Origin of the sequence: Piscinibacter sp. HJYY11 (assembly GCF_016735515.1) — a bacterium.
Classification (GTDB): Bacteria; Pseudomonadota; Gammaproteobacteria; order Burkholderiales; family Burkholderiaceae_C; genus Rhizobacter.
Genome location: NZ_JAERQZ010000001.1, coordinates 1,082,827 through 1,094,860 on the forward strand (window position 1 = coordinate 1,082,827; position 12,034 = coordinate 1,094,860).

Consider the following 12,034-nt stretch of genomic DNA (forward strand, 5'->3'; position numbering starts at 1 on the left):
CGGAACACCGCCCGCACCCCCAGCGCGCCCACCCGGCACAAGACCGAAAGACCTGGAGACCCCGTGTCAGCCCTACTCAAACTGGCGCATCTGATCGATGCGCTCAACGACCGCTTCGGCAGCATCGCCAAGTGGGCCGTCTTCCTCTCGTGCTTCATCAGCGCGGCCAACGCCGCGGTGCGCTACGCCTTCAACTACAGCTCCAACGCCTTTCTCGAGATCCAGTGGTATCTCTTCGCGGCCTGCGTGATGCTCGGCGCCTCGCAGGTGCTGCGCGTCAACGAGCACGTGCGCGTCGACGTGGTCTACGGGCGCTTCCCTGCCCGTGGGCGTGTCTACATCGACCTCTTCGGCCTCATCTTCTTCCTGCTGCCGGTGATGGCGCTGATGCTGTATTTCTCGTTCCCGCTCTTCCTGAAGATGTTCCACAGCGGGGAGATGTCGGGCAACGCCGGTGGCCTGATCCGCTGGCCGGCGATGCTGATGCTGCCGCTCGGCTTCGCAATGGTGCTGCTTCAGGGTGTCTCCGAGATCATCAAGCGCATCGGCTGGCTCCAACACAAGTACGAGATGGACACGCACTACGAGAGGCCGCTGCAATGAGCGCCCTGAACTCCCACCAGAACAACAAGAACCGGAGCTGCTGAGATGACGATGGAGAACTTTGCCCCAGTCATGTTCCTGGGGCTGATCCTGATCATGCTGATCGGCTTCCCGGTGGCCTTCTCGCTGTCGGCGCTCGGCCTGCTGTGCGGCTTCTACGCCATCTACATGGGCTGGTTCCCGCCGGAGTTCATGTCGGCGCTGCCGCTCAACGTGTTCGGCATCCTGTCCAACGACCTGTTGCTGGCCATCCCGTTCTTCACGCTGATGGGCGCCATCCTCGAGAAGTGCGGCCTCGCCGAAGACATGCTCGACTCCATGGGCCAGCTCTTCGGCCCGGTGCGCGGCGGCCTCGGCTACTCGGTGATCATCGTCGGCTTCATCCTCGGTGCCATCACCGGCACGGTGGCCGGCCAGGTGATCGCGATGGCGATGATCTCGCTGCCGGTGATGATGCGCTACGGCTACAACATGCGCTATGCGACCGGCGTGCTGGCCGCGTCGGGCACCATCACCCAGCTCGTGCCGCCCTCGCTCGTGCTGGTGGTGCTGGCCGACCAGCTCGGCCGCTCGGTGGGCGACATGTACAAGGGCGCCTGGGGCCCGTCGATCCTGCAGGTGCTGCTCTTCGCGCTCTACACCTTCCTGCTGTCGCGCATCAAGCCGAGCCACGTGCCGGGCGTGCCCAAGGAGGCGCGCACGCTCTCCGGTTTCCAGCTGTGGGCCAAGTGCCTGCGCGGCATCATCCCCTCGGCCATCCTGATCTTCGCCGTGCTGGGCAGCATGGGTGGCCTGCCCGGCATCAAGACCGCCATCTGCACGCCCACCGAAGCGGGCGCGATGGGGGCGGTCGGTGCGTTCATCCTCGCCGCGATCCACCGCCGCCTGAACTGGCCGCTCGTGAAAGAAGCCATGACCGGCACCATGCGCATCACCGCGATGGTGGTGTTCATCCTGATCGGCTCGCGTGTGTTCTCGCTGGTGTTCCAGGGCGTCGACGGCGCCAAGTGGATCGAGCACCTGTTGTCCGATCTGCCCGGTGGCCAGATCGGCTTCCTCATCGTCGTCAACATCTTCATCTTCTTCCTGGCCTTCTTCCTCGACTTCTTCGAGATCGCCTTCATCATTCTGCCGCTGCTGGGCCCGGTGGCCGAAAAGCTCGGCATCAACATGATCTGGTTCGGCGTGCTGCTGTGCGTGAACATGCAGACGAGCTTCATGCACCCGCCCTTCGGCTTCGCGCTCTTCTACCTGCGTGGCATCTCCGACACGCTCTTCAAGAACGGCGCACTGCCGCGCAAGGTGCTGTCGAGCGACATCTACCTCGGCTCCATCCCGTGGGTGATCCTGCAGTTGCTGCTGGTGGTGATCGTGATCTTCTTCCCGCAGACGGTGACGGTGTTCCTCGACAAGGAACAGAAGATCGATCTCGACAAGGTCAAGATCGAAGCGCCCACCGACGGCGGCTACGGCAACCAGAACGAAAACCTCGACGACCTGTTCAAGCGGGCCAACGAGAACGACCAGAAGAAGTGAGATGAACGAGGCGTCGGATGCCAGTGCGCTCCCGGTGAGCGCGGAAGGTCACGCCTTCCCGGTGCTGGTGAAATGCCTGCTGACGGCCATGACGATCGCCGTTTTCGTGACCGGGCTGATGGCGGTCGACAAGCCGGCAATCCAGCAGGCGGGCTTCGCGTCGAAGCTGCTGGTGGTGGCCGGCCTAGCCACGCTCATGATCTTCAACTACTGGGTCATCAGGAGCCGCACGTCCGTCAACGCGAAGGAGATCCGCCAGAGCTGGATCTGGAACAAGCACGTGCTCTGGGCCGACGTCGTGCAGGCCAAGATGATCTACGTGCCCTTCCTCAGCTGGCTCATCGCACCACGCCTCGTGGTGCGTGGCCGCGGTGGCATGGTGACGCTCTTCCACGCGGCCGATGACCAAGTGCTGATGGCGTTCACCCGCTACGCGCTGGCGCCGCACATGCGCGAGGGCGCATGAAAAAGGCCCCGCATGCGGGGCCTTTCGTCTGAGGGCAAAGCCGATCAGAGCTTCTGCGATTGCATGAAGTCGTCGAACGCCGCTTCGGCGAAGCGGAACCACAGGTTCTGGTCCGCGCGCATCTTGTTGTAGTCCTCGAAGACCTTGCGCCAGTTCTGGTTCTTCGACGACAGGTCGGCATAGATCTCGTTCGAGGCCTTGAAGGCGGCTTCCATCACGTCCCGCGGGAAGCGGAAGAGCTTGGTGCCTGCGCCCACGAGCTGCTTCAGCGCCGTCGGGTTGCGGTAGTCGTACTTGGCCTGCATGTCGACGTGCGCGAGTGCCGCGGCGCACTCGATGATCGACTTGTACTCGCTCGACAGTCCGTCATAGGCCTTGCTGTTGATGAAGAAGTCGAGCTGCGGGCCGCCTTCCCACCAACCGGGGTAGCAGTAGTGCGGGGCAACCTTGTTGAAGCCGAGCTTCTGGTCGTCGTATGGGCCCACCCACTCGGCCGCGTCGATCGTGCCCTTTTCCAGCGCCGGGTAGATCTCACCGCCGGGGATGTTCTGCGGCACCGAGCCCAGGCGTTCCAGCACCTTGCCGCCGAAGCCGCCGATGCGCATCTTCAGGCCCTTCATGTCGCCGATCGACTTGATCTCCTTGCGGAACCAGCCACCCATCTGCGCGCCCGTGTTGCCGCCGGGGAAGTTGACGATGTTGTAGGCCTTGTAGAACTCGCGCATCAGCTTCAGGCCGTTGCCTTCGTACATCCACGCGCTCATCTGGCGCGAGTTCAGGCCGAAGGGAATGGCGCAACCGAGGGCGAAGGTCTCATCCTTGCCGAAGAAGTAGTACGGCGCGGTGTGCGCGACCTCGACGGTGGCGTTCTGCACGCCGTCGACCACGCCGAAGGCAGGCATCAGCTCGCCGGCGGCATGCACCGAGATCTGGAACTTGCCACCCGACATTTCGTTGACCTTCTTGGCGAAGACTTCTGCCGCGCCGAAGATGGTGTCGAGCGACTTGGGAAAGCTCGACGCCAGGCGCCAGCGCAGCGTGGCCTGCGCATGCACCACGGCAGGCGCCACACCCGCGGCGAGCACGCCGGCAAGCCCTGCATTGCCCACGAATTTCCGACGATCCATGTACCTCTCCTCAATGAATGGTGCGCGGATTCTTGCGGATGAATACCAATGCTGAACTGGGGGGTTTCCCGCGCGGGTTTCGTCAGGCACTCGTCAGAAAAAAAGGCGACCCGAGGGCCGCCTTTTCGCATGGGAGTGTGAAAGTGCGCGTCAGAACTTCTGCGCCTGCATGAAGTCGTCGAAGCCGGCTTCGGCGAAGCGGAACCACAGCACCTGGTCGGCGCGGAACTTGGCGAAGTCCTCGTAGACCTTCTTCCAGTTCGGGTTCTTGCTGGAGAGTTCGGCGTAGTAGTCCATCGAGGTCTTGAAGCAAGCCTCAAGCACGTCCTTCGGGAAGCGGTGCAGCTTGGTGCCGCTGCCCACCAGTTGCTTCAGCGCGGCCGGGTTGCGGGCGTCGTACTTGGCCTGCATGTCCACATGCGTGTGCGACGAGGCGGCCTGCACCACCGCCTTGTACTCGGCCGACAGGCTGTCGTACGCCTTGCTGTTGATGAAGAGGTCGACCTGCGGGCCACCTTCCCACCAGCCGGGGTAGTAGTAGTTGGGCGCGACCTTGTTGAAGCCGAGCTTCTGGTCGTCGTACGGACCCACCCACTCGGCCGCGTCGAGCGTGCCCTTTTCGAGGGCGGGGTAGATGTCGCCACCCGGCAGGTTCTGCGGCACGGCGCCGAGACGCTCGATGATGCGGCCGGCAAATCCGCCGATGCGGAACTTGAGGCCCTTCATGTCGGCGACCGACTTGATCTCCTTGCGGAACCAGCCGCCCATCTGCGCACCGGTGTTGCCACCGGGGAAGTTGACGATGTTGTAGTTGCGGTAGAACTCGCGCATCAGCTTCAGGCCGTTGCCTTCGAACGTCCAGGCGCTCATCTGGCGCGAGTTCAGGCCGAAGGGGATCGAGGCGCCGATGGCGAAGGTCTCGTCCTTGCCGAAGAAGTAGTAGGGCACCGTGTGCGCCATCTCGATGGTGGCGTTCTGCACCGCATCGACCACGCCCAGCGCGGGCACGATCTCGCCCGCCGAGTGCACCGAGATCTGGAACTTGCCGCCGGTGAGCTCGGAAACCTTCTTCGCGAAGACTTCGCCACCGCCATAGATGGTGTCGAGCGATTTCGGGAAGCTCGACGCCAGGCGCCAGCGCACGGCGGCCTGGGCGTTGACGATGGCCGGCGCGGCCCCTGCGGCCAGCACGCCGGCCAGGCCGGTATGACGAATGAACGAGCGACGTTCCATGTGTACTCCTGAAGCGATGAGGGATCGAGGCGGTATGGACTCCGCCCGCTTCGGAAGATTCTAGGAACGAGGGTTAACGCGGCCCGGGGTGATTAACCCCTGCGCGATCCCACGTAAGCAATGTCCACAACGAAGGAGCGCAACCGCTCGTGTCAGGAGCCTGCGACCTTCATCCTGTCGACGAGCACCGACCCGATGGTCTTGGTGCCCATGGTGTAGGTGTCGGCGCCGACCGCGACGATGCCCTTGAACATGTCGCGCAGGTTGCCGGCGATGGTGATCTCGTGCACGGGGTAGGCGATGCGCCCGTTCTCCACCCAGAAGCCCGCGGCACCGCGCGAATAGTCGCCCGTGACGTAGTTGACGCCCTGCCCCATCAGCTCGATCACGAAGAGGCCGCGGTGAAGCTTGCGCAGCATCGCGTCGAGGTCGTCGCCGGCCTGGGTGAGACGGCTGGTGAAGGTCAGGTTCTGCGAGCCGCCGGCGTGGCCGGTGGTGCGCATGCCGAGCTTGCGAGCCGAGTAGCTCGAGAGGAAGTAGCCCTGCACCACCCCGCCCTTCACGACGTCGCGCACACGGGTGACCACGCCTTCGTCGTCGAACGGTGCGCTGCCCTTGGCGCCACGCACGTGCGGGTCTTCGTGGATGTCGATGTGCTCGGGCAGCACCTGCTGACCCAGACTGTCGAGCAGGAAGGAGGACTTGCGGTACAGCGCCCCGCCACTCGTGGCCTGCACATAGGCGCCGAGCAGCCCTGCGGCGAGCGTCGACTCGAAGAGCACCGGCACCTCGCAGGTCTTGATCTTGCGCGCATTCAGTCGCGACAGCGCGCGCTCGGCGGCATAGCGCCCCACGGCCTCGGGCGCGGCCAGGTCGGTGGGCGAGCGCATCGAGCTGTACCACGCGTCACGCTGCATGTCGTCGCCGGCCGAGGCGATGGGCGCGACCGACAGCGAATGGCGCGAGCTGGAATACCCACCGCGAAAGCCATGCGTGTTGCCCGCATAGAAGTGCGACTGCTGGGCCGAGACGCCCGCGCCTTCGGAGTTGGTGATGCGCTTGTCGACACCGAGCGCCGCCGCTTCGCAGCGCAGGGCGAGTTCGGAAGCCTCGGCGGCGTTGATGTCCCAGGGGTGGAAGAGGTCGAGGTCGAGGCGCGCGGCTTCGCCGAGCGCGAGGTCGGCCTCGTCGGGCAGGCCGGCAGAGGGATCTTCGGCGGTGAAGCGGGCGATGTCGTAGGCCGCCTGCACCGTCTGCTCGAGCGCCTTGCGCGAGAAATCGGAGGTGCTGGCATTGCCGCGGCGCTGGCCAAGGTAGACCGTGACGCCCATCGACTTGTCACGGTTGCGCTCCACGTTCTCGATCTCGCCCTTGCGCACCGAGACCGAGAGGCCCGCGCCTTCGGAGACTTCGACGCCCGCGTCGGTGGCCCCGAGCGACTTGGCGATGGCGAGAGCGTCTTCCACCAGCTGGCTGAAGTCGCTCTGCGAATACGAGAAGCCGTGGTGTTTGGTCAGCGATGAACTCATGCGCAGCGGCGTTTTGGTGATGGGATGCACGTTCGTGTGCACGGCAAAGGGCCCACACGAGGCGCCCAGCAAAAAGGCCGCGGCTATCATACCCACGACCTATGGCAAAGCCCCACCCGCGCTCCCCTTCCGTTGACGACGGACATGCCGATGACGGCACCCCCGAATACGAGCGCCCCAGCAAGACCCAGCTCAAGAAAGAGATGCACGAGTTGCAGGAGCTGGGCGAAGCGCTCGTCGGCCTGCCCGAAGACCGTGTCGTCGACCTGCCCATTTCCGAGTCGCTGCGCGACGCGGTGGCCGAGTACAAGCGCACCAAGTCCTTCGAAGGAAAGCGCCGCCAGATGCAGTACATCGGCAAGCTGATGCGCAAGAACGACGTCGAGCCGATCCGCGAAGCCGTGGCCGCCATGAAGCTCGGCCGCGCCAAGGACGCGCTGGCCCTGCACGAAGCCGAGCGCTGGCGCGTGGAGCTGCTGGCAAGCGACGACGCCCTTACCCGCTGGATGGGCGAGCACCCGGGCAGTGACCTGCAGCAGCTGCGCAGCCTGATCCGCGCCGCGCGCAAGGATGCCGCGGCCGCGCCTGAGCAGCGCAGCGGCCGCGCCTATCGCGAGCTCTTCCAGTTCATCAAGGAACAGTCGGGCGACCATGAGTGAGGCGGCGACCTTCGACAAAGTCCGCATCGGCCTGGTGTCGGTCAGCGACCGCGCGTCCAGCGGCGTCTACGAAGACAAGGGCATCCCCGCACTGAAGGAGTGGCTGACCCGCGCCCTGCGCAACCCGGTCGACTGGGAAACACGCCTCATCCCCGACGAGCAGCCGGTCATCAGCGCCACGCTGATCGAGCTGGCCGACACGGCGAAGTGCAACCTCGTGCTGACCACCGGCGGCACCGGCCCGGCGCTGCGCGACGTGACGCCCGAGGCCACCCTCGCCGTCGCCCACAAGGAAATGCCCGGCTTCGGCGAGCAGATGCGCCAGATCAGCCTGCGCTTCGTGCCGACCGCCATCCTCTCGCGCCAGGTGGCCGTGATCCGTGGGCAGGCGCTCATCATCAACCTGCCCGGCCAGCCCAAATCGATCGCCGAGACGCTGGAAGGACTGCCGACGGCGCAGCCCCCGGTGCACGGCATCTTCGCCGCGGTGCCCTATTGCATCGACCTCATCGGCGGCCCCTACATCGAGACGGACGAGTCCGTCTGCAAGGCTTTCAGACCCAAATCCGCGCAACGGCCCCTGCCGCGCGGCACCTAACCCACGACGGGACAAGAGCCTGCACACAGGCCGCCCTCGCGACGACTGACGACAACAGGAGACGGCATGAGCGCACAGCCCAGTCGCGATGGCGGCGAACGGCAGATGGTCGCCATGTATTCGGTGCTCAGCGCCACCAACGAGGCGCTGCTGTTCGCCAAGACCCCGGCCGAGCTGTTCCAGCGCGTGTGCGACGCCGCGGTCGACGGCCATCAGTTCCTCACCGCCGCGGTCACCACGCCCGATGCCGACACCGCATGGTTGCGCGTGGAAGCCGCCTCGGGCATCGCCGCCACGCAGCTGCGCGAGTCGCGCATCTCGGTCGACGCGAAGACGATCGAGGGCCAGGGGCTGGTCGGCGAGGCCTACCGCGGCATGAAGCCCGCGATCAGCAACCAGTTCATGCAGGACCCGCGCACCAAGCCCTGGCACGGGCCGGCCAGCCGCGCCGGCGTGGCCTCGGCCGCCGCCATCCCCATCGTGCGCGGCACCCAGGCCTTCGGCGTGATGTTGTTCTACGCGCGCGAGGTCGAGGCCTTTGGCGCCAGCATCGTCGCGCTGCTCGAGCGCATGGCGCGCAACATCGTGTTCGCGCTCGACAACTTCGACCGCGAAGCCGAGCGCCAGCACGCCGAAGCGGCCCTGCGCCGCAGCGAGGAGCGGTACCGCAACATCCTCGAGAGCCTGGACGACGCTTACTACGAGGTCGACCTCAAAGGCAAGCCGGTCTACCTCAACGGTGCCTACGCCCGCATGCTGGGCTACGACCACCACCATGTGGCCGAGAGCGACTACCGCAGCCGCCAGACGGCCGCCATGACGCACGTGGTCTTCAAGGCCTTCAACGAGGTCTACCGCACGGGCGTGTCGAAGAAGTCGCAGTACTGGGAGTACCTCCACCGCGACGGCAGTGTGGTGCAGGTCGAAGGCTCGGTGCTGCTCGTGAAAGACGAGAACGGCCAGCCCGTCGGCTTTCGCGGCATCCTGCGCGACGTGACAGAGCGCCGGCGCACGGACCAGGCGCTGCGCAACAGCGAGGCGCGCTTCCGCGCGATGACCAACCTGTCGTCCGACTGGTACTGGGAGACCGATGCCGAGATCCGCTTCACCCGACTCGACAGCCGCGAGACGGGCCAGCGCCAGAGCCGCAATCCGCTGCTCGGCCGCCGCATCTGGGAAAGCACCATGCAGGCGCACCTGCCGGGCGGGTGGGATGATTTCCGCACGCTGATCGAGTCGCGCCGGTCCTTCCGCGACATCGTGATGCAGCGCGTGGCGCCCGGCAAGCCGCCCTACTACATCAGCATGAGTGGCGAGCCGATGGTCGATGCGATCGGCACCTTCCTCGGCTACCGCGGCATCTCACGCGAGATCACCGACCAGAAGGTGGCCGAGGAGCACATCCACCACATGGCGCGGCACGACAGCCTGACCGGCCTGCCCAACCGCCTGCTCTTCAGCAACCTGCTCAACGCGGCCCTCAAGACGGCCGAGCGCTACAAGCGCACCTTCGCGGTCATGTTCATCGACCTCGACCGCTTCAAGTTCATCAACGACACGCTCGGCCACGAGGCCGGCGACACCTTGCTCAAGGAAATCACCGCCCGCTTCAAGCAGGCCCTGCGCGGGAGCGACGTGATCGCGCGCCTGGGCGGCGACGAGTTCGTGGTGCTGGTGCAGGAGGTGCCCGACCGCGAGCATGCCGCCATCGTCGCGCGCAAGCTGCTCTCGGCTGCCATCAAGCCGATCGAACTCATGGGGCAGGAGTGCCGCGTCACCGCGAGCGTGGGCATCTCGCTCTTCCCCGGCGACGGCCAGGACGAGCAGACGCTGATGAAAAACGCCGACAGCGCGATGTACCACGCCAAGGAAGAAGGCAAGAACAACTTCCAGTTCTATTCGAGCGAGATCAGCACGCAGACCCTGGAGCGGTTGACGCTCGAATCGAACCTGCGTCGGGCTCTGGAAAAGCAGGAGCTCTCGCTCGCCTACCAGGCCAAGGTCGACCTGAAGAGCGGCCGCATCACCGGCGTGGAAGCACTCTTGCGCTGGCACAACGCCGAGCTGGGCATGGTGTCGCCGGCCAAGTTCATCCCGGTGGCCGAAGAGACCGGCCTCATCGTGCACATCGGCCGCTGGGTGATGAAGACCGCCTGCCTGCAGAACGTGGCCTGGCAGCAGCAGGGCCTGCCGCCGATCAACATGGCGGTCAACCTCTCGGTGCGCCAGTTCGCCGACGAGCACCTGCTCGACGACGTGACCGCCATCCTGCAAGAGACCGGCATGGACCCGAAGCTGCTCGAGCTTGAGATCACCGAGGGCATGATCGTCCACAACGTCGACCGCGCCATCAAGCTGCTCACCGCCATCAAGCAGCTCGGCGTGCGCCTGGCGATCGACGACTTCGGCACCGGCTACTCATCGCTCGGCCAGCTGAAGAACTTCCCGATCGACACGCTGAAGGTCGACCGATCCTTCATCCGCGACCTCGCCACCGATTCGGAAGACAAGGCCATCACCAGCGCCATCATCGCGATGGGCAAGACACTCTCGCTCACGGTGGTGGCCGAAGGGGTGGAGACGGCCGAACAGCAGACCTTCCTGCGCGAGCAGGCCTGCGACGAGATGCAGGGCTACTACTTCAGCAAGCCGGTGGCGCCCGAAGAATTCGCGGCGCTGCTGGGCAAAGAGAAGGCTACTTGACGAGTTGAGACAAGCGGTCGGCGTCGAAGTCTTCCTTCGTCGCCGCGTCGCTGGGCACGCAGTCGCCCTTCTGCAGCGGCGCGATCTTCTCGATGGCGGCCCACAGCATCGCGATCTGGTGCGCGTTGCCGGCCGCGTTGTCGATCAGGCCCTTCATCGCCTGCGACATCGGGTCGTCGCTTTCGGTGATGCCGTAGGCCGAGAAGCCCATGCGGGCGGCGGCCTCTTCGCGCTTGGCGTCGAGCTCCTTGTGGATGATGCGCGCCGGGTTGCCGACCGCGGTGGCACCGGCCGGCACTTCCTTCAGCACCACCGCGTTGGAGCCGACACGGGCCCCATCGTGCACGGTGAAGGCGCCCAGCACCTGCGAATTGGCGCCGACGATCACGCCCTTGCCGAGCGTCGGGTGGCGTTTGGCACCGCGGGTGAGCGAGGTCCCCCCGAGCGTCACGCCCTGGTAGATGGTGCAGTCGTCGCCGATCTCGGCCGTCTCGCCCACCACCACGCCCATGCCGTGGTCGATGAAGACACGCCGCCCCACTTTCGCGGCCGGGTGGATCTCGATGCCTGTCAGCCAGCGCGCGAGCTGAGAGATGAAGCGCCCGCCCCACTTCCAGCCGCGCTTCCAGCAGGCATTCGCCCAGCGGTGCATCACCAGCGCATGCAGGCCGGGGTAACAGGTGAGCACGGTGAACGCCGAATGCGCGGCGGGGTCGCGCTCCAGGATGCAGTGGATGTCTTCTCGAAGGCGCTGGAACATGGCGAGGCAGTTTAGCGGCGGGCCCTCAAACCCGCTTGTCGCGGGTTGCCTGCATGGCGCGCGCGATCCCGCGCAGGATGTGGATTTCTTCCTCGGTCAGCGCGGCCCGGTTGAACAACTGCTGGAGCCGCGGCATCAGCTTCTTGGGCGACGCCGGGTCGAGGAAGCCGATGTCGGCCAGGGCCTGCTGCCAATGGTCCAGCGCCCCTTGCACCGCCGTCGCGTCGGCATGCTTGACGGGTGCGGTGCGCGGCGCCACCTCGAAGCCCCCCAGGGCCTGCCGCCAGTCGTAGGCGACCAGCTGCACCGCCTGCCCCAGATTGAGCGAGCCGTAGTCGGGGTGGGTCGGGATGCTCAGGCAGGCATGGCAGCGGTACACGTCGTCGTTGCCCATGCCATAGCGCTCCGAGCCGAAGACGAAGGCCACGCGGTGGTCGCTCTTGGCAAGCGTCGTGAAGAGTTCACGCGGCGCATGGGTCGGCGGGCCAAAATCGCGCGGGGTCATGGCGGTGGCGCAGGCGTAGGTCACGCCATCGAGCGCCTCGGTGAGCGAGCCCACCACGCGTGCGCGCACGAGGATGTCGGCCGCGCCACTGGCCATCGCGACCGTCTCTTCCTGCACCAGCACGTCGTCGAAGCGCGGGGCCACGAGCACCAGGTCCGTGAATCCCATCACCTTCATCGCCCGTGCCGCCGCGCCCACATTGCCCGGATGGCTGGTGTTGATGAGGACGAATCGTGTGTCGTTCATGGGCTCGCGCTTAAAATTCGATTATCCGTGCCGCCTCTCCCGCAGAGGGCCTGCGCACACCGCTCTTTC

General features: G+C 65.7%; 11 protein-coding genes. 6 read left to right on the forward strand and 5 right to left on the reverse strand.

Annotation, left to right across the window (positions count from 1 at the left end):
* Positions 1-63: 63 nt before the first annotated feature.
* The 3 genes from JI745_RS04930 to JI745_RS04940 are packed head-to-tail and all read left to right on the forward strand — an operon-like array spanning position 64 to position 2,605.
* Positions 64-603, forward strand: coding sequence for a TRAP transporter small permease subunit (locus JI745_RS04930; protein WP_201804263.1), 540 nt, complete (start codon positions 64-66; stop codon positions 601-603).
* A 45-nt stretch (positions 604-648) separates the two neighbouring features.
* Complete coding sequence (locus JI745_RS04935; RefSeq protein ID WP_201804264.1) at positions 649-2,139, forward strand: TRAP transporter large permease subunit; 1,491 nt, start codon at positions 649-651, stop codon at positions 2,137-2,139.
* A gap of 1 nt (position 2,140) precedes the next feature.
* Entirely contained in the window at positions 2,141-2,605 is a 465-nt protein-coding gene (locus tag JI745_RS04940; RefSeq protein ID WP_201804266.1) for a hypothetical protein, read from the forward strand.
* A 44-nt stretch (positions 2,606-2,649) separates the two neighbouring features.
* Here the strand turns inward: JI745_RS04940 and JI745_RS04945 are convergent, their stop codons facing one another.
* The 3 genes from JI745_RS04945 to pmbA form a co-directional block, all read right to left on the reverse strand.
* On the reverse strand, positions 2,650-3,732 hold the full coding sequence (locus JI745_RS04945) for a TRAP transporter substrate-binding protein (protein WP_201804267.1): 1,083 nt from the start codon (positions 3,730-3,732) through the stop codon (positions 2,650-2,652).
* A 150-nt stretch (positions 3,733-3,882) separates the two neighbouring features.
* Complete coding sequence (locus tag JI745_RS04950; protein WP_201804269.1) at positions 3,883-4,965, reverse strand: TRAP transporter substrate-binding protein; 1,083 nt, start codon at positions 4,963-4,965, stop codon at positions 3,883-3,885.
* A 152-nt stretch (positions 4,966-5,117) separates the two neighbouring features.
* On the reverse strand, positions 5,118-6,494 hold the full coding sequence (gene pmbA, locus JI745_RS04955) for a metalloprotease PmbA (protein ID WP_201804271.1): 1,377 nt from the start codon (positions 6,492-6,494) through the stop codon (positions 5,118-5,120).
* A gap of 101 nt (positions 6,495-6,595) precedes the next feature.
* On the opposite strand from pmbA, the gene yjgA reads away from it, so the two are divergent.
* From yjgA to JI745_RS04970, 3 genes are all read left to right on the forward strand, one after another.
* Complete coding sequence (yjgA, locus tag JI745_RS04960; RefSeq protein WP_201804272.1) at positions 6,596-7,153, forward strand: ribosome biogenesis factor YjgA; 558 nt, start codon at positions 6,596-6,598, stop codon at positions 7,151-7,153.
* The gene (mog, locus tag JI745_RS04965; RefSeq protein WP_201804274.1) at positions 7,146-7,751 is read left to right on the forward strand and encodes a molybdopterin adenylyltransferase; all 606 of its coding nucleotides are present in this window, start codon (positions 7,146-7,148) and stop codon (positions 7,749-7,751) included. Before yjgA ends, mog begins: the two co-directional genes overlap by 8 nt.
* 66 nt (positions 7,752-7,817) lie before the next feature.
* Positions 7,818-10,454, forward strand: coding sequence for an EAL domain-containing protein (locus JI745_RS04970; protein WP_201804276.1), 2,637 nt, complete (start codon positions 7,818-7,820; stop codon positions 10,452-10,454).
* On the opposite strand, the gene cysE is transcribed toward JI745_RS04970, so the two are convergent.
* Both cysE and JI745_RS04980 read right to left on the reverse strand, forming a co-directional pair.
* Positions 10,447-11,214 (reverse strand): serine O-acetyltransferase, encoded by a 768-nt coding sequence (cysE, locus tag JI745_RS04975; protein ID WP_201804278.1) that lies wholly within the window; start codon positions 11,212-11,214, stop codon positions 10,447-10,449. The two genes, JI745_RS04970 and cysE, sit on opposite strands and share 8 nt — an antisense overlap.
* Before the next feature lie 25 nt (positions 11,215-11,239).
* Entirely contained in the window at positions 11,240-11,965 is a 726-nt protein-coding gene (locus tag JI745_RS04980) for an RNA methyltransferase (protein ID WP_201804280.1), read from the reverse strand.
* Positions 11,966-12,034: the final 69 nt, after the last annotated feature.